The sequence below is a fragment of the Rhodococcus sp. NBC_00294 genome (assembly GCF_036163995.1).
Classification (GTDB): Bacteria; Actinomycetota; Actinomycetes; order Mycobacteriales; family Mycobacteriaceae; genus Rhodococcoides.
This window is the reverse complement of the sequence record NZ_CP108043.1, coordinates 3709559-3733472: the sequence shown is the minus strand read 5'-3', so window position 1 is coordinate 3733472 and position 23914 is coordinate 3709559. Positions and strand designations below refer to the sequence as shown.

General features: G+C 69.8%; 23 protein-coding genes. 14 read left to right on the top strand and 9 right to left on the bottom strand.

Annotated elements, in window-relative coordinates; all coding sequences use genetic code 11:
• Positions 1-107 precede the first annotated feature (107 nt).
• The 6 genes from OHB23_RS17350 (at position 108) to OHB23_RS17325 (ending at position 6137) form a co-directional block, all read left to right on the top strand.
• Positions 108-914: a hypothetical protein gene (locus OHB23_RS17350; RefSeq protein ID WP_328810006.1), complete on the top strand. Its 807-nt coding sequence runs from the start codon at positions 108-110 to the stop codon at positions 912-914.
• Complete coding sequence (locus tag OHB23_RS17345; RefSeq protein ID WP_056442473.1) at positions 911-2488, top strand: DNA polymerase Y family protein; 1578 nt, start codon at positions 911-913, stop codon at positions 2486-2488. The genes OHB23_RS17350 and OHB23_RS17345 overlap by 4 nt, the downstream gene beginning before the upstream one ends.
• The gene (dinB, locus tag OHB23_RS17340; protein ID WP_037183817.1) at positions 2485-3720 is read left to right on the top strand and encodes a DNA polymerase IV; all 1236 of its coding nucleotides are present in this window, start codon (positions 2485-2487) and stop codon (positions 3718-3720) included. The genes OHB23_RS17345 and dinB overlap by 4 nt, the downstream gene beginning before the upstream one ends.
• 28 nt (positions 3721-3748) lie before the next feature.
• Positions 3749-4528 (top strand): alpha/beta fold hydrolase, encoded by a 780-nt coding sequence (locus OHB23_RS17335; RefSeq protein WP_027503776.1) that lies wholly within the window; start codon positions 3749-3751, stop codon positions 4526-4528.
• 61 nt (positions 4529-4589) lie between these two features.
• Entirely contained in the window at positions 4590-5138 is a 549-nt protein-coding gene (locus tag OHB23_RS17330) for a hypothetical protein (RefSeq protein WP_328810005.1), read from the top strand.
• A gap of 42 nt (positions 5139-5180) precedes the next feature.
• Positions 5181-6137 (top strand): sensor histidine kinase, encoded by a 957-nt coding sequence (locus OHB23_RS17325; RefSeq protein ID WP_328810004.1) that lies wholly within the window; start codon positions 5181-5183, stop codon positions 6135-6137.
• Position 6138: 1 nt separating this feature from the next.
• On the opposite strand, the gene OHB23_RS17320 is transcribed toward OHB23_RS17325, so the two are convergent.
• Positions 6139-6963, bottom strand: a complete 825-nt coding sequence (locus tag OHB23_RS17320; protein ID WP_328810003.1) for a helix-turn-helix domain-containing protein — start codon at positions 6961-6963, stop codon at positions 6139-6141.
• A 72-nt stretch (positions 6964-7035) separates the two neighbouring features.
• Between OHB23_RS17320 and OHB23_RS17315 the strand changes: the two genes are divergently transcribed.
• Genes OHB23_RS17315 through OHB23_RS17305 form a run of 3 tightly spaced genes read left to right on the top strand, consistent with a single transcriptional unit; the run spans position 7036 to position 8195 of the window.
• Positions 7036-7413 (top strand): VOC family protein, encoded by a 378-nt coding sequence (locus OHB23_RS17315; protein ID WP_328810002.1) that lies wholly within the window; start codon positions 7036-7038, stop codon positions 7411-7413.
• Positions 7414-7467: 54 nt separating this feature from the next.
• Positions 7468-7758 (top strand): putative quinol monooxygenase, encoded by a 291-nt coding sequence (locus tag OHB23_RS17310; RefSeq protein WP_027503772.1) that lies wholly within the window; start codon positions 7468-7470, stop codon positions 7756-7758.
• Positions 7755-8195 carry a 6,7-dimethyl-8-ribityllumazine synthase gene (locus OHB23_RS17305; RefSeq protein WP_027503771.1) on the top strand — a complete coding sequence of 147 codons (441 nt, stop codon included), beginning with the start codon at positions 7755-7757 and terminating at the stop codon, positions 8193-8195. The genes OHB23_RS17310 and OHB23_RS17305 overlap by 4 nt, the downstream gene beginning before the upstream one ends.
• On the opposite strand, the gene sigJ is transcribed toward OHB23_RS17305, so the two are convergent.
• The 4 genes from sigJ to OHB23_RS17285 all read right to left on the bottom strand — a co-directional run bounded on the left by sigJ (position 8192) and on the right by OHB23_RS17285 (position 14075).
• Positions 8192-9085: an RNA polymerase sigma factor SigJ gene (gene sigJ / locus OHB23_RS17300; protein WP_222627294.1), complete on the bottom strand. Its 894-nt coding sequence runs from the start codon at positions 9083-9085 to the stop codon at positions 8192-8194. The genes OHB23_RS17305 and sigJ overlap by 4 nt on opposite strands.
• On the bottom strand, positions 9082-9837 hold the full coding sequence (locus OHB23_RS17295) for an SDR family oxidoreductase (protein WP_328810001.1): 756 nt from the start codon (positions 9835-9837) through the stop codon (positions 9082-9084). The genes sigJ and OHB23_RS17295 overlap by 4 nt, the downstream gene beginning before the upstream one ends.
• Positions 9838-9915: 78 nt before the next feature.
• Entirely contained in the window at positions 9916-11925 is a 2010-nt protein-coding gene (locus OHB23_RS17290) for an SDR family oxidoreductase (RefSeq protein ID WP_328810000.1), read from the bottom strand.
• Between the two features lie 35 nt (positions 11926-11960).
• Entirely contained in the window at positions 11961-14075 is a 2115-nt protein-coding gene (locus OHB23_RS17285; RefSeq protein WP_285188630.1) for an MMPL family transporter, read from the bottom strand.
• Between the two features lie 111 nt (positions 14076-14186).
• On the opposite strand from OHB23_RS17285, the gene OHB23_RS17280 reads away from it, so the two are divergent.
• From OHB23_RS17280 to OHB23_RS17270, 3 genes are all read left to right on the top strand, one after another.
• Complete coding sequence (locus tag OHB23_RS17280; RefSeq protein ID WP_285188631.1) at positions 14187-14501, top strand: DUF6412 domain-containing protein; 315 nt, start codon at positions 14187-14189, stop codon at positions 14499-14501.
• 64 nt (positions 14502-14565) lie between these two features.
• Entirely contained in the window at positions 14566-15189 is a 624-nt protein-coding gene (locus OHB23_RS17275) for an ABC transporter ATP-binding protein (protein ID WP_328809999.1), read from the top strand.
• Positions 15186-16484 carry a DUF6297 family protein gene (locus OHB23_RS17270; RefSeq protein WP_328809998.1) on the top strand — a complete coding sequence of 433 codons (1299 nt, stop codon included), beginning with the start codon at positions 15186-15188 and terminating at the stop codon, positions 16482-16484. Before OHB23_RS17275 ends, OHB23_RS17270 begins: the two co-directional genes overlap by 4 nt.
• 10 nt (positions 16485-16494) lie before the next feature.
• Here OHB23_RS17270 and surE read toward each other — a convergent pair whose 3' ends face one another.
• From surE to OHB23_RS17255, 3 genes are read right to left on the bottom strand one after another with little or no spacing between them, the layout of a single operon-like run.
• Complete coding sequence (surE, locus tag OHB23_RS17265) at positions 16495-17301, bottom strand: 5'/3'-nucleotidase SurE (protein ID WP_328809997.1); 807 nt, start codon at positions 17299-17301, stop codon at positions 16495-16497.
• A 29-nt stretch (positions 17302-17330) separates the two neighbouring features.
• Positions 17331-18272 carry a 1-phosphofructokinase family hexose kinase gene (locus OHB23_RS17260; RefSeq protein ID WP_027503767.1) on the bottom strand — a complete coding sequence of 314 codons (942 nt, stop codon included), beginning with the start codon at positions 18270-18272 and terminating at the stop codon, positions 17331-17333.
• 57 nt (positions 18273-18329) lie between these two features.
• A complete protein-coding gene (locus OHB23_RS17255; protein ID WP_328809996.1) occupies positions 18330-18854 on the bottom strand; it encodes a hypothetical protein in 525 nt (174 codons plus the stop codon).
• A gap of 198 nt (positions 18855-19052) precedes the next feature.
• Here OHB23_RS17255 and OHB23_RS17250 point away from each other — a divergent pair, with 198 nt between their 5' ends.
• The gene (locus tag OHB23_RS17250) at positions 19053-22364 is read left to right on the top strand and encodes an error-prone DNA polymerase (protein ID WP_328809995.1); all 3312 of its coding nucleotides are present in this window, start codon (positions 19053-19055) and stop codon (positions 22362-22364) included.
• A 103-nt stretch (positions 22365-22467) separates the two neighbouring features.
• On the opposite strand, the gene OHB23_RS17245 is transcribed toward OHB23_RS17250, so the two are convergent.
• On the bottom strand, positions 22468-22932 hold the full coding sequence (locus OHB23_RS17245) for a tRNA (cytidine(34)-2'-O)-methyltransferase (RefSeq protein ID WP_285188645.1): 465 nt from the start codon (positions 22930-22932) through the stop codon (positions 22468-22470).
• A 54-nt stretch (positions 22933-22986) separates the two neighbouring features.
• Here OHB23_RS17245 and OHB23_RS17240 point away from each other — a divergent pair, with 54 nt between their 5' ends.
• Positions 22987-23859, top strand: a complete 873-nt coding sequence (locus OHB23_RS17240; protein WP_027503763.1) for a bifunctional methylenetetrahydrofolate dehydrogenase/methenyltetrahydrofolate cyclohydrolase — start codon at positions 22987-22989, stop codon at positions 23857-23859.
• Positions 23860-23914 lie beyond the last annotated feature (55 nt).

The following is a 23914-nucleotide window of genomic DNA, read 5'->3' as shown; positions in this document are numbered from 1 at the left end:
GAACGGGCAGCGGCTTTACTGGTGTGAGCGTTCGAAAGTATGTTCGAATTCTCGGTCTTCCCCCGGGTCTCCAACGCAGTCTCGACCGTCCCGACCGGGGAGTGAGTATGCCTGTTTCCGTTGATCTCGAAGGCCTCGAAGGGCTGTCCCGCACCGAGCGGATCGAGTTCCTGCGGCGTCGTATCCGGTCCTCACCTGCGCGTGTGGCCGATGCCCCCGCTCCTGCCGCACCGGTCACCCTCACGGCCACCGCGACTGCCCCGGATCCTGCGCCGGCCCGGGTCCGCCCGGTTCTCCCGGTCCCGGAGGCGTTGTCGGCGCTGCTCCCCGAGGGTGGGTTGGCCCGCGGCACGGTGGTCTCGGTGTCCGGCGCCGGATCGTTGCTCCTCGGGATCCTGGCGTCGGTCACCGGATCGGGACGGCACGCCGCCGTCATCGGTCTGCCGCGGCTGGGACTGTTGGCGGCGTCGGAGATGGGGGCGCATCTGCAGCGGGTGGCGCTGGTCCCGGATCCCGGGCCGGACCCGGTGGAGGTCGCCGCCGTGCTGCTCGACGGCATCGATCTGGTGGTGCTGGGGCTGGGCGGCATGTCGGTGCCGCCGTCGCGAGCGCGGGCGGTGGTCGCTCGGGCACGCAACAAGGGCGCCACGCTGATCGTCACCGACGGACGCTGGGACGGCGCCGAGCTCCGGTTGGACGCCCGCATCCGCGGGTACGGCGGGCTCGGCTCGGGGGCCCGTACGGGTCACGGCCGGGTGCGCGCCGTGCATCTGGGCGTCGAGGTGCAGGGCCGTGCCGTCCGGCCGCGGACCGGCCGGTTGACCCTGACGTCCACGGGCGACGGGGTCGAGTGGGGATCGGCCGACTCCGCCGTGTCGCATCAGGATCCGGTGCTGGAAGCGCTGCCGTCGTGAGCACCGACCGTCGGAGCCGGGTGCTGGCTCTGTGGTGCCCCGACTGGCCGGCCGTGGCCGCTGCCGCCGCGGCGGAGATCCCGGCCTCGTCGCCGGTGGCGGTGGTCTCCGCCAATCGTGTCGTCGCCTGCTCCGCGACGGCACGCGCCGAGGGGGTCCGTCGCGGCGGCCGACGCCGTGAGTCGCAGGCCCGCTGTCCGGAACTGTATGTGGCGCGGGCGGATCCGGATCGTGACGCGCGACTGTTCGAGCCGGTCGCCTCGGCGGTGGACGAGGTGGTGCCCGGTATCGAGGTGCTGCGGCCCGGCCTGTTGCTGCTGTCGGCGCGCGGTGCGGCGCGGTACTTCGGTTCGGAGGAGGCCGCGGCGGAGCGACTGGTGGACACCGTCGCGGCGGTCGGTGTCGAGTGCCAGGTGGGGATCGCCGACGAGGTGTCGACGGCCGTCGTCGCGGCTCGGCACGGCGCGATCGTGCCGCGGGGGAGCGGCGCGCAGTTCCTGGCTCCGCTCCCGGTGGCCGAGTTGTCGGCGGAACCGTCTCTCGCGGCGCCGGAGCGGGTGGACCTGGTGGATCTGCTGGTGCGGCTGGGTCTGCGCACGGTGGGGGACTTCGGGGCACTGTCACCGGTGGACGTGGCCTCCCGCTTCGGCACCGACGCGGTCCTCGCGCACCGCAGCGCGCGAGGTGAGCCGGAGCGGCCGCCCTCGGCGCGGGTACTTCCTCCCGATCTCGAGGTCGAGTACCGCTGCGACCCTCCGATCGATCGCGTCGACGCGGCGGCGTTCGCGGGTCGTGCCCTGGCCGAGAGACTGCACATGACGCTGTCGGCCGCGGCCGTGGCCTGCACCCGATTGCTGGTGCAGGCCACCACGGCCAACGGTGAACACCTCTCCCGCACGTGGCGATGCGCGGAACCGCTCACTCCCGAGGGCACCGCGGATCGCGTGCGATGGCAGCTCGACGGCTGGCTCACCGGCCGCAGTGAGAACAAGCCGACCGCCGGCATCGTCCTGCTGCGTCTCGAGCCCGTGGAGGTGGTGTCGGCGGGTGCGCTGCAGCTGGGACTGTGGGGCGGAGTCGGCGACGAGGACGAGCGGGCCCGCCGTGCCCTGGTGCGGGTGCAGGGTCTGCTGGGCGGCGACGCCGTCCAGGTGGGTGTGCTCAGCGGTGGTCGGGGGCCGGGTGAGCGCGTGACGATGCTGCCGTGGGGCGACGAGCCGGTGCCCGATGCTGATCCCTCCGCTCCGTGGCCCGGCCGGTTGCCGTCCCCGTCGCCCTCGGCGCTGATGCCGACGCGTCCGGAGATCGCCGTGACCGACGAGTCGGGAGTGGCGGTGCAGGTCACCGAGCGCGGCATGTTCGATCGCGTGCCCGGCCGGGTCGACTGGGGATCGCGGAGCTGGGTGCTGCACGGCTGGGCGGGACCGTGGGCGGCGGACGAGCGGTGGTGGGATCTCGGCGCCACCTCCACGGCCCGCCAGGTGGCACGGGCGCAGGTGCTGCTGGAGGACACCCGTGCCCTGCTGGTCCTGCACGACGGTGGACGATGGTTCGTGGAAGGGATCTACGAATGACGGCGGAACGCGCACGGGAACGCACGGGCGAGGCCACGATCCTGCATGCGGACCTCGACTCCTTCTACTCCTCGGTGGAGCAGCGGGACGACCCGTCGCTGCGCGGGCGACCCGTCATCGTCGGCGGTGGTGTGGTTCTGGCGGCGAGCTACGAGGCCAAGGCCTTCGGCGTGAAGACGGCCATGGGTGGCCGGCAGGCGCGCGCTCTGTGCCCGCAGGCGGTGGTGGTGCCGCCCCGGATGGCCGCCTACTCGCAGGCGAGCAAGGACGTCTTCGAGGTGTTCGAGAACGTCACCCCGCTGGTCGAGGGCATCTCCATCGACGAGGCCTTCCTCGACGTCACCGGGTTGGCGCGGCTGTCCGGATCGCCGTCGGACATCGCTCGGGACCTGCGTCGCACGGTGGCGGAGGATGTCGGTCTCCCCATCACCGTCGGGGTGGCGCGCACCAAGTTCCTCGCCAAGATCGCCAGTGCCGTCGCCAAGCCCGACGGCCTGCTGGAGGTTCCGCCGGACCGTGAGCTCGAGTTCCTGCATCCGCTTCCGGTGGAGCGCATGTGGGGCGTCGGCAGGATCACCGCCGACAAGCTGCACGCGCAGGGCATCCGCACCATCGGTGACCTCGCCGCGCACCGCGAGGGCGCGCTGGCCGCCGTCCTCGGATCGGCCGCCGGTCGGCACCTGCACGCCCTGTCGAACGGTGTCGACGCGCGCCGGGTGAGCACCGGCAGGAGCCGGCGGTCGGTGGGCGCCCAACATGCTCTGGGGCGTCGTCACAAGACCCCGGCGGACATCGACGCAGCCCTCGTCGGACTGGTCGACCGTGTCACTCACCGCATGCGGAAGGGTCACCGGGCAGGTCGCACGATCACGCTGCGCCTGCGTTTCGACGACTTCACGCGAGCGACGCGATCCACGACGCTGACCCGCGCGACGGCCGACACCCACGTCGTGCTCACCGCGGCCCGATCGCTGCTGGGCGCATCGATGTCGACCATCACGATGCAGGGCCTCACCCTTGTCGGCGTGGCGGTGTCGAATCTCGAGGACGGCGCCGCGATGCAGCTCGAGCTGCCGTTCGAGACGCCGGAGGACGAGCATCCGACCATAGACCGGACGGCCCTGGACGAGGCGCTCGACGGAGTGCAGCGCCGGTTCGGCACCTCCGCGCTCACGCGCGGTGTGCTGCTCGGGCGAGAGGAGCAGACATCGGTGCCCATGCTCCACGAGTGAGGGTCGGCGCCTCTGGGAGGATGGCTCGATGATCATGACGGACGGTGTGGTGGACGCCGAGGGCGTGCGGCTGCACTATCGAGATTCCGGTGGTGACGACGTGCTGGGGTCGCCCGTCGTGCTGGTGCACGGCATGGGCGGCGACGGCCACACCTGGGACGCGTTCGCGCGCACACTGGTTCGGCGGGGCCGCCGTGTCGTCGTCCCGGACCTCCGCGGGCACGGCCGCAGCGGACGCGCACGGAGTTACCTGTTCGGTGAGTTCGGCGACGACCTCGAGGCGCTCCTGGATCATCTCTCGCTGACTCGCGTCGACCTCGTCGGCCACTCCCTGGGAGGCCACGCCGCGACGCTCGTCGCCCAACGCCGTCCGACGACGGTGCGCAAGCTCGTGGTCGAGGAGGCTCCACTCCCCATCCGTCCTGGTGACGAGACCCCGTCGATCACGACGAAGTTCCCGTCCGCGCGCGAACTGCTGCACGCCACGACCAGCGTGATCCGACACCCCCGCGCCGTGCTGGCCTTCGATCGGTCGATGACCTCGTCCGCACTCACCCAGTTCCGCGCCCCCGATCCGCTGTGGTGGGAGGCGCTGGCGCACATGGAGAGTGATGTGCTGTTGGTCGTCGGTGGTCCCACCGGCATGGTCGACCGCGCGCGCCTCGAGGCGATGACGGCGCTGGTGCCGCGCAGCCGGGTCGTCGCCGTGGACAGCGGCCACAGTGTGCATCGGGATCGGTTCGCCGAGTTCGACGCCGCGGTCGGCCCGTTCCTCGCCGAGCACCAGGAAACTCCCCGCGCCCTGTGAGGCGTCCAGAACCGACGACGTCCTCGATGTCCCTGGCGGCCACAGTCGTTACCGTCGGCGCATGACGGCACCCACCCAGCAGTTCACCGTGACCCGGACCGACGGCGAACTCGCTGCTCATGCCCTGATGTACGCCGTGTCCGAGCTCAGCCTCATCAGGGTCACCGGTCAGGGCGGGGCCGCCTACGCGCAACTGCAGGTGTGTCCGTCGGGTGCGCGCTACCGGTCGGTCGTCGACGGGATGAGTCCACGCGCCGCGCGGGAGCTGACCAACGGATACCACGCCAACTTCCACCACCCGGTGCTCTACGCGGCGGCGCTGCGGCTGGGCGCCGTGCGGCTCGCCGAGCTGGTTCCCATGTCGCGGTCGTTGCGCGCGGTGCTCGTCGCCGCCCCGGCCGTCGCGGCCACCGCGGACATCACCGAGAACGTCGTCAACCTCTACCTCCACCGCGACACCCGCCGCATCACCGACACGACCGCGACCGTGTCGAGTGCGCTCAGCATCGTCAAGTGGGGCGGGACGGTGGGACCGTTGGCCTACATGACCGTCGGCTTCCTCCCGATCTGGGGCCGAGCCGTGCGGGACCGGTTCGCACGCGGTCGATAGGACCGCACAGCCGCCGAACGATCCGCCGGTTACCGTCGTGTCATGACCGTCACCCGGCCCCGCGCGGCGACGCTGTCGCTGCGGAGTCGCATCCGACTTCTCACGGTGAGCGTGGCGGCCCTGGCCGTCGCGATCTGCTCCTTCGTGATCTACATGGTCACCGAGGACGCTCTGCGTGCGCAGCTCTCCGATCGGGTGGGCCGGGACGCCGACAAATTGATCGCCAGTGACTCCTCCGGACTCTCGCCCGCGGCCTTCGGTTTCGCTGCCGGACCTCGCGCGGGACGCTATCTGCAGGTGGGCATCGTCAGCGAGGACGGTGACGTGTACTCCGCGTCCGGAAGTTTCACTCCGTTCGCCTCTCCCGACGGCGTGCTGGAACCGGTGGTCGCGTCGGTGGTCGCGGGGGAGTCGGACCGCGTCGTCACCGACCTGAACGGCTACGCGGTGGCCATCGAGAAGGCGCCGAGCGGGTCGACGGTGCTGGTCGGAGAGTCCTACCGGTCGCTCGACGGGGTGATGAGTGGACTGCTCCTCATCTTCGTCACGGTGGGCGGCGCACTGGTGGTGCTGGCAGGGCTGTCGGGGTACCTGGTGGCGCGGACGGGCCTGCGCCCGGTCGGCCGACTCACCCGCGCCACGCGGCGGATCACCGAGACCGGCGACCTCAGTCCGGTGGCCGTGGTGGGTGACGACGAGCTGGCGCACCTCGCCGATCGGTTCAACGACATGTTGGCGGCCCTGCAACGCTCACGGCTCGCGCAGAACCACCTCATCGTCGACGCGGGTACCGAGCTGCTGGCACCGCTCACCGCCTTGCGCACCAACATCGAGCTGCTCATCGAGATCGGTGACCCCGATCGTGCGCCCACGGTGCCGCTGGATCAGGATGCGGTGGACCAACTTCGGCGTGACATCGTCGATCAGCTGGACGAGGTCGCACGCCGTATCCACCGCCTCGTCGACGAGGCACGGGAGGCGCACACGCGGGACGGGTGAGTCAGGTGTTCGCCCGGTAGCGCGCGGGAGGACTTCCCACCAGGGCGGTGAACGCCCGGACGAGATGGCTCTGATCCGCGTACCCGAGGTCGGCCGCGAGCGCTGCCCAGTCCACCGCGCCGCCGGTGTGCGCGGCGCCCGCCACGTCCAGGAGTCGGCACCGCTGCACCACCCACTTGGGCCCGACGCCGACATGGTCGGCGAACTGTCTCTGCAGCGTCCGCAGGCTCACTCCCGCGCGATCCGCGAGCTGCTGCGCCCGGATGATGGTCGTGTCCGTCTCGGCCAGTTCCACGAGGTCCGCGATGTCGGCGGCGACCGGATCGGCCGCCCCGGTCCGCTCGATCAGCCACGAGGACAGCCGGTCCACACACGCGGTGACGTCCGCGTCCGGGTCGAGCAGGAGACTGGCGAGTCGGCGATCGTCGGTCCCCAGCACCTCCTCGACGGTCCCGATCCGATCGGTCATCGAGCTCACGGGCCGGCCGAGGACCGGGCGGAAACCTCCGGGACGGAACGCTGCTGCCACCGTGCGCCCGTCACCGACGAGGGTGCGCTCGAAGCGATGTCGCATCACGCCGTGCACCAGCAGCCGCGGAGCGCCGTTCCGAGACTCCGCCGTCAGATGGATCACCGGGCGCGGAACGACCTCCTGCACGTGTGGTTCGGGACAGTGCCACTCCACCCACCAGAAGTAGTCGACGACGGTCGCGAGGTCGTCGGGAGGCAGGGACCGGCCGACGACGATTCGGCCGTCCGCACGTGCGGGATGCAGAATCGCCGACTGCGCGCGTCGGCCTGCTCGGGTCAACGGATCCTCCGTCACGGAGCGAACCGTACCGCTCGAGGTGGCGCGTTTGTTCAAGTCACGGTCCCGATGGTGAGGGAGGCTGGGGTCATGACGACGACGCGACTGGCGATGATGACTCTGGACTGTGCCGAGGTTCCTCCTGTGGCCGAGTTCTGGGCGGCGTTCCTCGGTCTGACCCAGACGATGGGCGACGGCGAGAACTACGCCATGCTCTCTGCCGCGAACGGGGGCCCGGCGCTGGGCTTCGGCCGGGTGGACGGCTATCGGCCACCCGCCTGGCCGAACCCCGACGGGAGCAAGCAGTTCCACTTCGACATCGCGGTCGAGGACATCCCGGTGGCCGAGGCCCGTGCGATCGAGCTGGGGGCGACGCTCGCCGAGCCGCAGCCGGGCGAGACGTGGCGCGTTCTCCTCGATCCGGCCGGCCATCCGTTCTGCCTGACGGATGCCGCCAACTGGGGCTGACCACACGCGTGGTGAACTGGCATCGACAGCGATCCCCGACCGAACGGACGTCCCGTGGCCATCACCGCTCTGCTCGAACTGCGTCTCGATCCCGCCCGCCTCGAGGAGTCGCACCGCATCATCGACGAGACCCTCGTCGCCACCCGCGCGTTCGAGGGATGCCTCGGTGTCGAGGTGACGGCGGACGTGAAGGATCCGGCGCACGTCGTCATCGTCGAGAGCTGGGCCAGCGTCGAGGCCGACGCCGCCTACCGCGCGTTCCGGGCGACGCCCGAGGGTCGCAGTGAACTCGGTTCGATCGTCACCGCGGCGCCGGTGCTGACCGTGCTGGCGCCCGTTCGATGACGACGGACGCGACTCCCTCGGTGGCCTTCGTCCAGGCCACCTGGCATCGCGAACTGGTGGACCGGGTGCGCCAGGGTTTCGTGCGGGAGTTCGGGCGTGACGTGGACACCTTCGAGGTGCCCGGTGCGTTCGAGATCCCCCTGCACGCCAAGCGACTCGCGCTCACGGGCCGGTACTCGGCCGTCGTCGCGGCGGCGCTGGTGGTGGACGGCGGTATCTACCGGCACGACTTCGTCGAGACGGCCGTCATCGACGGACTCATGCGGGTGCAGCTCGACACCGATGTGCCCGTGTTCTCGGTGGTGCTGACCCCGCACCACTTCCACGAGCATGCCGACCACACGAGCTTCTTCGCGGAGCACCTCGAGAAGAAGGGTGTCGAGGCGGCGAGCGCGGTGGTGCGCACGCTCGCGTCCCTCGACTCGATCGGCCGCTAGCTGTCGGGTCGGTCCTGCCAGACCGAGGGGTCGACGAGCGCGAGCTTGGCTGGTGACCGGATCATGTCGATCCGCGACACCAGGCCCGTCGACGACACCTCGAACGAGACGACGCCGACCAACCCGTCGCCCGCCACGAGGGCGAGTCCCGTTCTGCCGTTCACACGGCACGGACGCACCCGCAGACCGTCTCCCGCCTTCGCCGCGATGCCGAGGAGGAATCTCGCGACGTGGTCGGCGCCGATCACGGGACGCCGTGCCGCCGAGACGACTCCGCCCCCGTCGCTGACGAGAACGACGTCGGGGTCCAACGTCGTCAGCAGATCGGCGAGCACTCCCGTACCGGCGGCACGGGTGAAGTCACGCACGGCGCCGGCATGCAGCTCGGGCGACACCGCGAAACGTGGAGCCCCCTCCGTCACGTGCCGTCGTGCACGAGACGCGAGCTGCCGCACGGCATTCGGAGTGCGGCCCACGATCCGCGCGATCTCGTCGAACGGGACGTCGAACACGTCGTGCAGGACCCATGTCGTGCGTTCGGCCGGGGACAGCGTCTCGAGCACCACCATGAGCGCGAAGCGCACGCTCTCGTCGAGCGTCACCCGGTCGGGCGGCGAGTCGGCCGGTCCGACCAATGGCTCGGGCAACCACGGTCCCACGTACGTCTCTCGTCGCACGCGGGCCGACCGCAGCACGTCCAGTGCTGCGCGCGAGACAGCGACCACGGCCCACGCCTCGACGTCGAGAACGGGTGACGTCGCATCGGCCGCGACCAGTTTCGGCCAGCAGTCGGACACGACGTCCTCGGCGTCGGCGTGCGAACCGAGGACGGCGTAGGCGATGCGGACCAGCCGTGGACGGACGCGGACGAAGTCGTCGGTGACACTCACCGGGTCGAGGCACCCACGCGCGCGAGCCACTGATCGAACGTCTCTTCACCGTGCGCAGCGTCCGGACCGGGAAGGAGCCCACCGTTCGCCATGCCGCGACCCCCGGCGCCCGGCAGCCGCAGGGGGAGGACGAGACGCTTCGATCCACGCGCGCGCAGCAGCCTCCGGGCAAGATCGGGTTGGTACTCCGGGCGCGGACCGGCGTACTCCACGACCGAGGTGAGCGGTGTCCCCACCGCCAGGTCGACGATGTGGGCGGCGACCTCGGCGGTGCTGACCGGCTGACTCCGCATCGTCGGGACCATCGCGACCGGACCCGGAGTCATCGCGAGAGCCTGATCGGTGAACTCGTGAAACTGCGTCGCACGGAGGATCGTCCATGGCAGCGTCGACTCGCGTACGAGCTTCTCCTGCAGACGTTTACCGGCGTAGTAGCCGTAGTCGACACGATCGCACCCCACGATGGACAACGCCACGTGGTGACGGATTCCCGCGCGCTCACCGGCGGCCAGCAACGTCGACGTGACGGCGCCGAAGAACTTCTCGGACGCGCGCGCCGACATCGTCGTGACGTTCGCGGCGTCGATCACCGCGTCGACGTCCGTCAGTGCCCGGTCGAGCTCCGGCGTCGGCCGCACGAGATCGATTCCGGCCGATCTCGCGAGTACCACGGGAGTGTGTCCTCGCGCCCGCACCTGCTCCACCACGTGCCGCCCCGCTGCGCCCGTTCCGCCTGCCACTGCGATCCGCATGGCGTCATCCTTCCCTCGTGCGAGTCCTCGGTGGAACCCGTTCGAGAGTAGGACGAGAGAGAGCCGGCATCTGTGACATCACCAGTGGGCGCCGGGAACCCATCGTCCGGCCCGCCGCACGACCCGGGGCATCCGGAACTCGCGTCGGTTCTTCTTCGGTGCACGGGGACCGGACGACCACGAGCTGGTGTCGGTGATTCCCTTGGCGGCGGCACTGTCCGGATACGCCTTGTAGTACGACGCCAGCACGCGGTCCTTCGAGCGAGGCATCAGCAGGTTGCCCCACTCCGCGGCGGTTCCGGTGGGAACGTCGATGCGCTTGGGCTTCTCGATCAGTGCCCGCATCACCATCGCGGCGGCCTTCTCCGGCGTCTCGACCTTGTTGACGTTCTTGTTGCCGGTGGGGGCGATCATCGGGGTGTCCACGAGGGGCATGTGCACGGTGGTGAACGAGACACCGTCCGCCAGGGTCTCCGACGCGGCGACCGAGGTGAAGGCGTCGAGCGCCGATTTGCTCGCCACGTACGCGGCGAAGCGCGGCGGGTGGCTCTGCACCGAGGCGCTGCTGATGTTGACGATGTGGCCGTACTTCCGCTCGCGCATGTGGGGGAGCAGCGCGAGAATCAGGCGGAGTGCCCCGAAGTAGTTGACGGCCATGGTCCGCTCGAAATCGTGCAGACGGTCGGTCGACAGGGTGAGTGAGCGCCGGATCGATCTGCCCGCGTTGTTGACGAGCATGTCGACGTGGTCGTGGTCGCGCAGGATCGCGGCCACGGTCTCGGCGACGGACGCGTCGTCGGTGATGTCGCAGACGTAGCCGTGCGCGTCGCCGCCGTTCGCCCGGATCTCCTCCACGACGGCCGCCAGCTTGGCCTCGTCGCGGGCGACGATGATGACGCGCGCGCCCTTGCGGGCCGCAGCGAAGGCAGAGGCCTTGCCGATACCCGAGGAACCGCCGGTGATGACGACGTGTCGGTCGACCAGTGGCCCGGCCGGATCGTCGCGTCGCGCCCGGTACGGGTCGAGATGCGCACGCCAGTACGACCACAGTGCGGGTGCGTACGTGCGGAACTCCGGTACGCGGGCCGCGTTCTCGCCCATCGCCTCGTTCAGTGCGGCACGGGTGAGGGTCGAGTCGAATCGGGTGGGCAGCGTGAGGTGCTCGGCCATGACGGGCGGGATGTCGTAGTTCTCGAACACCGCGTCGCGGGCGGCGACGACATGACGATTGGTCGAGCGCAGCAGCGGCGTGACGACGGAGCCGGGAATGCTCCCCACGGCGCGGGGTGCGCCGGCCGCGTCGGCGAGAGCGGAGTAGATCTCCCGCATCGGTTGCGGACGCGGGTTGACGAGGTGGAACACGCGGCCGTCGAGATCCGGGGCGTGCAGGAGGGCGACCAGCGCGTCGGCGACGTGGTCGACCGGGACGATGTTGGTCGCGCAGAGTGCGGGCACCGTCATCGGCAGGGCCGAGGGCAACTCGGCGAGGAGGGAGATGAGCCGGAAGAGGTAGTACGGGCCGTCGATCTTGTCGATCTCGCCGGTGGTCGAGTCACCGACCACCGCTGCCGGTCGGTAGACCCGCCAGGTGAGGCCCGGAGTCTCGCGGACCACCTTCTCCGCCTCGAACTTCGTGCGGTGATACGGCGTCGGAAAGTTCTGACCGAGGTCGAAGTCGTTCTCGGTGAACATCCCTCGATGGTCTCCGGCCACCGCGATGGACGACACGTGGTGCATCGTCGCACCGAGCAGGACGGCGAGCGCGGCCACCGCCGCGGTGCCCTGCACGTTGGTCGCCTGCTGTTCGTCGCCGGCCGTGAGGTCGTAGACGGCGCCGAGATGGATCACGTGGTCGACCGCTGTCAGAGCGGACAGTGCCGAGTCGTCGATGCCGAGACCGGGTCGCTCGAGATCGCCGATCAGCGGGCGAACGCGGTGACCGGACGACTCCGCGACGCCGCTCAGGCGGTGTTCCGAGGTCGGTCGCACGAGAACGTGGACCACAGCGTTGGCGTCGCGTTCGACCAGCCGGCGCACCACGGCCCGGCCGAGGAATCCTGTGCCACCGGTGACCACGTAAGTACTCATGCGCGGACCTTACCGCGGAGTAAGTACCGGCGGTATCAGTGACCGATGCCGACTTTTTCGTGCACCTTCTTCATCCACGCGGGTGCCCACCAGTTGGCCTCGCCCATGAGCTTGACCAGCGACGGGACCAGCAGCATACGGATGATCGTGGCGTCGATGATCAACGCCAGAATCATGCCGACACCCAGGAATCGCATGATGGACAGTCCGGACATCGAGAACGCCCCCGTCACGATGATCAGGATCAACGCCGCCGCGGTCACGATGCGTCCGGTCCGCTGGGCGCCGATCAGCACCGCCTCCTCGGTGGTGGCACCGGCCGTGCGCGCCTCCACCATGCGGGACATCAGGAACACCTCGTAATCGGTGGACAGCCCGAACACGACCGCGAGGATGAGAACCACGAACGTCGCCTCGAGCGGTGCCGGTGTGACGCCGAGCAGGCCCGCCCCGTGACCCTCCTGGAAGATGAACGTCAGAGCCCCGAACGTCGCGGCCATGCTCAGTCCCGCCATGGCAACAGCCTTGATCGGCAGCACCACCGAGCCGAACGCCAGGAACAGCAGGATCAGCGTCGACACCACCATGATGGTGAGCATCACCGGCAGCCAGTTCACGATGGCGTTGTTGCCGTCGAGGACCAGGGCCGCCGCTCCGCCCACCGTCAGGTCGGTTCCGTCGGGTGCCGGGATCGCGCGGAGTTGTTGCACCACATCCTGTTGCGCTTCCTGGGACACGTCCGAGGAAAAGGTCGCGTTGATGACCACGAAGTCGCCGCTGGCCGTGCCGAACTGAACGTTGGCGATCCCGCTCACCGCGCGCGCAGCCGTCGTGACCGCATTGATGGCGGGGCCGTCCGGCCGCGCCGACTCTCCGTCCAACACGATGGTGGCGCTGTCGCCGGTGCTGCTGAAGTCCGAGGCGAGGGTTTCGAACGCGATACGCGCGGGATCGTCGGCGGGCAGCGCGGTGTAGGACACCTCGCCCAACTGGGCCTTGACCAGCGGTGCGGCAACGACCAGCAGGCCGACGATGATCAGGGTGGCGACAGCGATGGGGCGCTTCATCACCTTCGTGACGACCCCGCCCCAGAACCTGTGTGCGCGTGCATCTCCGCGATCCGAGGCGGTCCTGGACCAGGTGATGGCATTGATGCGGTCACCCAGCATGGCCAGGACGGCCGGTACAGCCGTCAACGACAGCAGAGCCGCACATCCGACGGCCGCCATCGCGCCGAAGCCGAGGGATCGGATGATGGCCTGCGGGAAGACGAGCATCCCCGCGAAGGCACAGATGAGCAGCAGACCGGAGAAGACGATGGTGCGCCCGGCGGTGAGCATCGTGCGTCGTGCGGCCTCGTGGGACGTGGCTCCGCCCCTGAGTTCCTCGCGGAACCTGCTGACGATGAAGAGGCCGTAATCGATGGCGAGTCCGAGACCCAGCAGGCTGGCGACGTTGACGGCGAAGGAACTGATCTCGGTGAACGTGGTGAAGATGCGCAGGACGGTCAGCGCGCCGGCCACCGAGAGCGCTCCCACGATCACGGGCACTGCGGCGGCCACGACGCCGCCGAAGATGACGACCAGAAGAATCAGCGTGATCGGGATGGCGATGATCTCGGCACGGACCAAGTCTTCCTGGAGCTGGGTGTTGAAGGAGACGCCGGCGACGGAGGCGCCCGCGAACTGCGTGTCGATGCCGGCGACCTCGAGCTTGGGGAGCAACTCCGAGAACGACGCGACCGTGATGCCGCTGGCGTCGCCGAGGGTGACGGTCGCGAGTCCCTTCGTGCCGTCCTTGCTCTCCAGGAACGGCTTCTGCACCGGTCCGGCCGTCCAGTAGGAGGTGATGTCGTTCGGACCCACCTCCGCCCGGAACGCGTCGAGCACCGGCGTGACGTCCGCGCCGATGTCGTCGAGTGTGCGGCCGTCGGGCGCGGAGTAGATGACGATGATGTCCGGGGCGGCGGTTCCCAGGCCCTGGATCTGTCGGGCGACCTGCACGGCCTCGCTGCCGGGATCCTCGTATCCGCCCTGGCTGAGGCTGCCGAAGACCCCGAGTCCCCACGTGGCGCCTGCCAGAACGATGACGATCGCGGCGGTCAGGACCCACCGTGCCCGCGACACCACGAACGAAGCCCAGCGAGTCACAGAAAATCCCCATATCGGTCAGGTCGAGCATCCACGGTCGTGTGTGACTGTAGTGAACGGTTCTGGGGAAGCTCTGAGAGCGGGGACAGACCGGGCGGTACAGTTCGGGCCATGCGAACGGCACGGCAGATCAGCGAACGGCTGACGGTGGCGATGCTCGTGCTCTCGACGACTCTCACGCTGATCGTCGCGATGCCGCAACCCATCGAGGTCGCCGTAGCTGTGGCCGTCACCGTATCGGTGGCTCTGCTCGCCGCCGCGTTCCTGCGACCCGAGTCGTTCGTGGCGCGCGTCGAGTCGGCGAACGGCCCTCCCGCCGACGAACGCCGACTGCGCGGATCCTTCCGCCGTCAGTCCCACCCCGCCACGCCGGGCCGTCCCATGCCCCGAGCACCCGGAGCTCTCGCGGGGGCGCAGCCGAGCTGATCGGCGCCGTGCGTCTCCGCACCGACGACACCGTTCACATCTCGGATCGTGGGAGAGAGACCTCATGTTGCACCTGTCCGGCATCACCCGTGCCCACGGAGAGTTCACCGTCTTCCGGCACGTCGACCTCACTGCTCGTCCCGGCTCGGCCTGCGCCGTGGTCGGTGCCAACGGCTCCGGAAAATCGACGCTCCTCCGCTGTGCCGTCGGCGCAGACGACGTCGACGAGGGGCGCGTGCTCCTCGACGGCACCGACCTCGACGAGACCGATCCCGCCACCCGTACGGCGATCGCGGCCGTCCTCGACGACGGGGGCATGTTCCCTCACCTGTCGGTGCGCGAACATCTGACACTGATCGCCACGGCCCATGCGGTCGACGACGCGGAGGCCGTCGAGACGGCGATCCTCGACGGGCTCGCCCTGTCCGCCGCGGCCGATCAGCTCCCGGTCACGCTGTCCAGTGGTCAGCGTAGGCGGCTCGTCCTGGCCTCCGCCTTCGTGCGACCTCGTCGCGTCCTCGTCCTCGACGAACCGGAGCAGCATCTCGACTCGGACGGGCGCGCGTGGCTCGCCCGCACACTGGCGGCCGAGAAGGAGGCCGGAGTGGCGGTGCTGTTCGTCTCGCACGACAGGGCAATCGTCGACGCCGTGGCCGACGTCGTCGTCGACGCCGACACATGGCGATGACCTCCGCTGCCGATCTGCACCGAGAGCTCCGCCGACGCCGCCGCGGCACCGAGAGTGCGGTCGAGCAGGTGTCGATCTGGGGTGGCGGCGCCTTGTCGACGGTGGCCGTCGCGCTATGGGTGCTGTCCGGCCGCGGGACGGGATTCACATTGGACCCGGTGCTGTCGGCGTCGGCATCGACGAGTGTCGGAATTGTCCTCGCGGCGGCCGCACTCCATGTCCTGCGCGTCGTCGGACCGATCGGAACCGACGCGGCCACGACGCATTGGCTCGTGTCGGCGCCGCTCGATCGACACACTCTTCTGCGCGGCCGGGTGCTCGCCTGGACCGGCGCGCTCGTCGCACTCGGAGTGCTGGTCGCTCGTCTGCTGGCACTGATCGCGGGTGCGACGTCCTGGTGGCCGTTGGCCGTCGTCGGGGCGGCGACCGGTGCGCTGGTGGTCGTCCTGGCGGTGTTGGGGCAGCAGTCCCGCAGGTGGTCGTCCGCGCTGCCGATGATCGAGCTCGGAACAGTCGTGTCGGCGGGCGTCGCGACGCTCGCACCGCCTCCTCCAGCTGTCGCGTGCGCGACTGTGCTCGCCGTCGCGGCCGTCATCGGATGGTGGGCGGCCGACTCCCGCCTCGGGCGAATTCGTCGGACGTCCCTGACGTCGGGGGCCGATCTGCTGGCTGCCGGGTCCGCGGGACTGTCCTTCCTCGACGTCGGGTTCCTCGTGTCCGCGCTGGAGACCAGGGCCCACCGACGCCGAGGGGCGGTGCGCCCGCGGGGTCGTGCCGGAAGATCCGTCGGCCCGGTCCGCGCCCTGGTACGGTCCGACCTGATGCGGCATCGCCGGAACACGATGCTGCCGGCGGTCCTGGTGACCGGACTCGGTGTCGTGCTCGCCGCCTCCGCGGTGTCGATGCCGTACTGGGCGGGCGTCGTGGGCCTTCTCGTGGGCTACGTGGCGACGTCGGCGGCCAGCATCGGGTTCCGAGATATGTTGGCGGATAGATCGTTACGGTTCTCACTCGCGCTGCCGGACCGTACGATGGCCGGTGCGTTCCTCGTGGTGCCGTCGCTGGTGGCGCTCACCGTCGCAGTCACGGTAGCGGCGGCGGTGTCGTGGTGGGCGGGCATCGTGGTCGGGTCGACGTCGCTGGTCGCCGTTGTTCGCTCCCGCACCGCGCCGCCGCGTGTCTACGACGGCCTCGCCGTGGTGACCATGTTCGGCACGGTGCCGGTCGACGTGATCCGGCAGGTCCTGCGTGGCCCGGGCCTGCTCCTCGTCGGTGCCGTGCTGCTCCTGCTGTGACAGGACGCGATCACTCCAACCCTGCCAGGTCGACGTCCACCCTCGACGGAGGTCGCAGTGCGGTGGTCGTCGCCCATCCGCGGGCGACGAGGCCGGCGTCGCTGTCGTCGTCGTCCCGCGCGTGGATGGCGTCGAAGCGGACGGTGACGAACTCGTCGTCGGTGTCGCCGATCTCCGCCTGGACGGCGCCGAAGGCCGCGAGGTCGGCCTGGCGGATGCCGCGGAGTTCCGATGGTGCGACCGGAGGGATGTTGACGTTGAGGACCCAGTCCGCCGCACCGTGGTCGACAAACCAGTCGAGTGCGCGCCGGGCCACGAGGTGGGCGGTGTCCCAGCTCGGAGCGCCCGAGGCGACCTCACGGTCGATCCGGTCGTGGATGTCGCCAGGCGCGGCGAGAGACGCCGTGTCGAGGCCGGCGAGGGACAGGGCCATCGCCGGAACCCCGTGGGTGGACGCGGTGAGGGCCGCCCCCACGGTGCCGGAGTGCAGGACGGCGGAGCCGGTGTTCGGACCGTGATTGATGCCGGACAGCAGGATGTCCGGCCGTGGACCGAAGGCTCCTCGCGTCGCGACGAACGCGATCATGGCGGGCGAGGCCTGCACGGCGAACGCGTCGACATCGAGATCGGCGATCGACGCGCGGGAGAGTATGAGCTGGTCGCGGTTCTGCAGCGCAGACAGCGACGCACTCGCACCGCTGCGCTCCTCGTGCGGCGCCGCCACCACGACGTCGTGACCGGCCTCGAGGGCGACCCGAGCGAGCACGGCGATCCCGTGGCTGTCGATTCCGTCGTCGTTCGTGATGAGCACGCGCACGTGTGCCTCCTGCGAGTGGGTGCAGCCGGTCAGGACGAGAAGGGGCGTACCTCGACCGTCGACATGATGGTCTCGACGAGCCCCAGCTGTCCTGTACCCAGTCCGCGGCGGGTCACGTTGGCGGTGCCGGCGGCGCCGCCGAGGGCGAGTGCCTCCTCGATGGACATGCCGCGGGCGAGTCCGGTGGCGATGCCGGCGCTCATGGAGTCGCCCGCACCGTGGTGGTCCGTCTGCTCCAGGTCGGGAGTGACCACCTCGAGCACCGTGCCGTCGACGAGGGCGAGCGCCGGGTCCGCTGCGCGGGAGAGAACCACGATGTCGGCACCCTCGTCGTGCAGGGAGCGCATCGCCTCGATGAGGGCGTCCGGGTCCTCCGACTCCGCGCGCCCGTCCTCGATGAGGTCCTCGTGGCTCATCTTGAGCACGGTGAGACCGCCCTGCAGAGCCGCCGTCGCGGTCGGTCCGGACAGATCTGCGACGACGGGCTTCGACAGCGATCGCAGATCTGTCGTGAGCCGTCGATAGAAGTCTGCGGGTACCACCGACTCGGTGTGCGGGCCCCCCAGCAGCACGATGTCGGACGAGGCTCCGGACTCGAGGGTGATCCCGTAGAGATCGTCGAGCGCGTGCCGGGCCAGGTGCGGGGGATCGATCGTCGCCACCTCGGTGCGGTCGCCGTCGCGCCGGTCGTGGATGTAGGACCCGGATTCGTCACCGATGTCCACGGCACGCACGGTGATGCCCTCGCGGTGGATCAGATCGCGCAGCACGCCGCCGCTCTCGCCGCCGAACGCGCCGGTCAGCGTCACGTCCATGCCGAGGTTGGTGGCCATGCGGGCGATCCAGTGGCCCTGGCCGCCGGCGTGCACGTGGAGTTCGGTGTCGCCGTTCGGCGCTGCGTCCAGGGTGATGGTGAGCAGCGGGGACGGCGCGAAGACGGTGGCGGTGGGCGCGTGTTCGGCAGTCGACATCGCCGTGATGTGCCCGATTCGTCCGTTCCCCAAACTCGACGTCGAACGGTCGACAGGTCAGCTGCCGAAGGCGTCCGCGAGGTCGTCGAGCGACGGGAAAGCCTGTTCCGGTGCTGCCTCGGGCACCGTGATCACCGTCGACGCCTGCTGGACCGTGTACACGGTCCAGGGCAACACCGTGGCCATGTACTCAGCGAAACCGGGGTAGTCGGACACCCACATCGCCTCGGTCGCGTCGCCGTCCTGGAGTGCGCAGGTCGCCAGCACGACGTACGAGCCGGGAGGAACGTCGGACACCGTCTGGGTCGACGTGCCGGGCTCGATGTCACCGCCGTCGTAGAGGGTCTGCCCGGGTCCGAGAATGTCTTCCAGCGGCGGCAGAACGCCGTCCGGTGCGGGTGCCAACGACGTGGCACAGCTGAGGGTGCCGTCGGCAGCAGAGGTGATGGTGTTGGTGACGGACGTGCCGTCGACAGCGAACGAGTAGGTGACGTCGGTGGGTTCCGCCGCGGCAGCGAGACCGGGAGTGGCGAGGGCCAGGGGAATCGCTGCTGCAGTGCCGAGAAGGGTTCGGGTGAGCATTCGCACGGCATGTCCTCTTCGTCGTCGATGGTCGCTTCCAGAGGAAGTGTGCAACGGAAGCGGACCATTCGGCACCTTTCGTACCGGGTGTCCCCGTGGGGGTGTGGTTCCGGGCGAGACCACGGTTTCCGTCGACTTGCCGTCGGAGTGGAGGTGGTGGTCCAATGGGAACATACGTTCGGAGAGTGGGGGTGCGTCATGGGCTGGAACGACGGGCCGCCCACGTGGACCGAGATGGAGCGTCTGCTCTCGGGAAAGCCCCGCGTCATCGATCCGCTCGCGATGGGCGACGGCGGTGACAGTCCGGCGTGGTCGCGCAAGCGTGATCCCTACGAGGGTGCGGTGGTGCGGCCGCGTGACACCGTTCCCTACGCGGAACTGCACGCCCACTCGTCCTTCAGCTTTCTCGACGGAGCCTCCCAGCCGGAGGAAATGGTCGAGGAGGCCGTGCGGCTGGGTCTGGACGCCATCGCGCTGACCGATCACGACGGCATGTACGGCGTCGTGCGCTTCGCCGAAGCGGCGCGCGAGCTCGGCATGAAGACCGTCTTCGGGTCCGAGTTGTCGCTCGGTGACCCGGGTATGCCGACCGAATCACGCACCGGCGCGACCGATCCGGACGGAACGCATCTGCTGGTGCTCGCACGCGGACAGGAGGGGTACCGGCGCCTGTCCCGCCAGATCGCCGCCGCGCATCTCGCCGGGGGCGAGAAGGGGCGTCCGCGCTACGACATCGATGCGCTGGCCGAGGCGGCTGGGGGGCACTGGCAGATCCTGACCGGGTGCCGCAAGGGCAGCGTGCGTCGCGCGCTGAGCGAGGGTGGTCCCGCGGCTGCCGAGCAGGCGCTGCGCGACCTGGTGGATCGGTTCGGCACGGACCGTGTGACGGTGGAGCTGACGCGGCAGGGCGTCGCCGAGGACGACGATCGCAACGACGCCCTGGCGGACATCGCCGCGCGTCTCTCGCTGCCCGTCATCGCGACGACGTCGGCACACTTCGCGCGGCCGAGTCGGCGCCGGCTCGCGATGGCCATGGCCGCGGTCCGTGCGCGGCGCAGTCTCGACGACGCGTCCGGGTGGCTCCCGCCGCTCGGCGGAACCCATCTGCGCTCCGGGGCCGAGATGGCGGCGATGTTCTCCGCCTATCCCACCGCCGTGTCCCACGCCGCGGCGCTGGGGGAGGAGTGCGCGTTCGACCTGCACCTCATCGCGCCGCAGCTGCCGCCGTTCGACGTGCCGGAGGGCCACACCGAGATCACGTGGCTCCACGAGTTGACGATGCGCGGTGCCGAGCGACGCTACGGTCGACGCGAGGACGAACCTGCGGCCTACGCCCAGATCGACCGCGAACTCGCCGTCATCACCGAACTCGACTTCCCCGGCTACTTCCTGGTGGTCCACGACATCGTCGACTTCTGCAAGAGGGCCGACATCCTGTGCCAGGGGCGAGGATCCGCGGCCAACTCCGCTGTCTGCTACGCGATCGGCATCACCAACGTCGACCCGGTGCGCAACGGTCTGCTGTTCGAGCGGTTCCTCTCCGTCGAGCGCGACGGCCCGCCGGACATCGACGTGGACATCGAGTCCGACCGTCGGGAAGAGGCCATCCAGCACGTCTACGCCAAGTACGGCCGCGACTACGCGGCACAGGTGGCCAACGTCATCACCTACCGCGGGAAGTCGTCGGTACGCGACATGGCGAAGGCGCTGGGGGCATCGCAGGGTCAGCAGGACGCGTGGAGCAAGCAGATCACCCGCTGGTCGGGGGTGCCGGGGCGAGACCTGTCCGCCGAGGCCCGCGAGACCACCATCCCGCTCCCGGTGCTCGAACTCGCCGCGCAGATCGAGAACTTCCCACGGCATCTCGGCATCCACTCCGGCGGCATGGTGATCTGCGATCGGCCGATCGCCGACGTGTGCCCCGTCGAGTGGGCGCGCATGGAGAACCGCACCGTGCTGCAGTGGGACAAGGACGACTGTGCCGCAGTGGGTCTGGTGAAGTTCGACATGCTCGGGCTCGGCATGCTCTCGGCGCTGCACTACATGATCGACCTGGTGAAGGAGCACAAGGGACTGCACGTCGATCTCGCCGAACTCGACCTCGGCGAGGCCGCGGTGTACGAGATGCTGCAGCGCGCGGATTCGGTCGGGGTGTTCCAGGTGGAGTCGCGGGCCCAGATGGCGACGCTTCCTCGCCTCAAGCCGCGGGAGTTCTACGACCTCGTCGTCGAGGTGGCCCTCATCAGACCCGGACCCATCCAGGGACATTCGGTGCACCCGTACGTCCGGCGCCGCAACGGACTCGAGCCCGTCACCTTCGATCACCCGTCGCTCGAGCGGGCACTCGAACGCACTCTCGGCGTACCGCTGTTCCAGGAGCAGCTGATGCAGATGGCCGTCGACGTCGCCGGGTTCTCGGCCACCGAGGCGGACCAACTGCGTCGAGCCATGGGGTCCAAGCGCAGTCCGGAGAAGATGGACCGCATGCGGCAACGCTTCTACGACGGGATGCGCGACCTACACGGTATCACCGGCGCGAAGGCCGACCGCATCTTCGACAAGCTCTACGCCTTCGCCAATTTCGGCTTCCCCGAGAGTCATTCGCAGAGTTTCGCGTCGCTGGTCTTCTACTCGTCGTGGTTCAAACTGCACCACCCGGCCGCGTTCTGTGCGGGGCTGCTCCGCGCTCAGCCGATGGGCTTCTACTCGCCGCAATCATTGGTGGCCGACGCTCGACGGCACGGTGTCCTGGTGCACGGGCCGGACGTCCGTGCCAGTCTCGCCCACGCCACCGTGGAGAACAACGGCCTCGAGGTGCGCCTGGGATTGTCCGACGTGCGGTCCATCGGGACGGCGTTGGCCGAGAAGATCGTGGCAGCGCGGGAGTCCGGCGGGCAGTTCACGTCTCTGCTCGATCTCACCGGACGTGTGGAACTGACCGTCACGCAAGCGGAGTCACTGGCCACCGCCGGTGCGTTGGCCTGCTTCGGCGTCACGCGTCGGGAAGCGCTGTGGGCGGCCGGCGCCGCCGCAGCCGAACGGCCCGACCGACTCCCGGCACTCGGTGCGTCCACCCGGGCTCCGTCGCTGCCGGGCATGAGCGCGTGGGAGTTGGCCGCCGCGGACATCTGGGCCACCGGTGTCTCGCCCGACAGCTACCCCACCCAGTTCCTGCGCGAGCGGCTCGACGAGATGGACGTCGTCCCTGCCGACGGTTTGATGGCCGTCGCAGACGGTGACCGGGTGCTCGTGGCCGGGGCGGTCACCCACCGTCAGCGTCCCGCCACCGCCGCGGGAGTCACGTTCATCAACCTCGAGGACGAGACCGGGATGATCAACGTGGTGTGCTCGGTGGGACTGTGGCAGAAGTACCGCTCCGCGGCGCAGTTGTCGCAGGCCCTGTTCATCCGCGGCATCGTGCAGAACGCCGAGGGGGTGGTGACGCTGGTGGCCGACAAGCTCGAGACGCTGGACCTGCGAGTGCTGCTGCGCTCCCGAGACTTCCGCTGATCCACCGATGAGGGGCGTTCTGCTCCTCTCGCGCGCCGATCCGGCGGGATCCCGCTCCGCACGCCCTCGACGGGAGCGAAAACGCCATTCGACCGCCGGGAGGTCAGACGCTGCCCTCGAAGTCGCACTGACGCCAGGCCTCGTAGACGACGACGGATGCGGCGTTGGTGATATTCATAGAACGTCGCCCGGCGAGCATCGGAATGCGCAGGCGATCGGTGACATGGGGGTCGGCGAGAACCTCCGGTGCCAGACCGGTGGGTTCCGGCCCGAACAGCAGCACGTCGCCGGGCCGGTAGGACACCGACGCGTAGGACGTGGTGGCATGGGCGGTGAAGGCGAAGACCCGCTCGGGCGCGAGGGTGTCCCACGCCGCCTCGAGGTTCGGGTGCACCGTGACCGACGCCAGGTCGTGGTAGTCGAGGCCGGCGCGCCGCAGCTTGGGCTCGGACAGGTCGAAGCCGAGCGGTTCGATCAGGTGCAGCTCACACCCCGTACCGGCGACGAGGCGGATGGCGTTTCCCGTGTTCTGCGGGATACGCGGTTCGTGGAACATCAGACGGAACACCTGATCAGACTGCCACGTCCCACCCGCCTGCCCGAGCGTGGGAAACTGTGCGGTGTGACCGCAACGCGACTGGACGGCAAACTCACCCGCGACGAGATCTTCGTCGACCTCACCGCGCGGGTCACCGCACTGCGCGAGCGTGGGATCACCCCCGGCTTGGGGACGGTGCTGGTCGGTGACGATCCGGGCTCCGCTGCCTACGTGCGCGGCAAGCACAACGACTGCGCGAAGGTGGGCATCGCCTCCATCCGGCGCGACCTCCCGGCGGACGTGTCCAGCGACGAGCTCGACGCCGTCATCGACGGGCTGAACGCCGACCCGGCCTGCACCGGCTACATCGTGCAGCTCCCGCTGCCGAAGCACCTGGACGAGAACCGCGCTCTCGAACGCGTGAACCCCGAGAAGGACGCCGACGGCCTGCATCCCGTCAACCTCGGCCGACTGGTCCTGGGCGAGGACTCCACCCTCCCGTGCACTCCCCGCGGCATCGTGCACCTGCTGCGTCGCTACGACGTCCCCATCGCCGGTGCCCATGTGGTCGTCGTCGGACGCGGCGTGACCGTCGGTCGGCCTCTCGGGCTCATCCTCACGCGCCGCTCCGAGAACGCCACCGTGACGCTGTGCCACACCGGTACCCGTGACCTGGCCACCGAGGTGCGGCGCGCGGACATCGTCGTCGCCGGTGCCGGCGTCGTCGGACTGATCACCCCGGACATGGTCAAGCCCGGTGCCGCGGTCATCGACGTCGGCGTCTCACGCACCGACGACGGGCTGAAGGGCGACGTGGCCGACGGTGTCGACGAGGTCGCCGGCTTCCTGTCCCCGAATCCCGGCGGCGTCGGACCCCTCACGCGCGCGTTCCTGCTGAGCAACGTCGTCGAGCGCGCGGAGCGCATGCTGGCCGCATCGGAGTCGGTCTCGTCATGAGCGGGAAGGCCGGAGGCCGGTCGGTGACGGGCGGGAAGGCCGGAGGCCGGCCGTT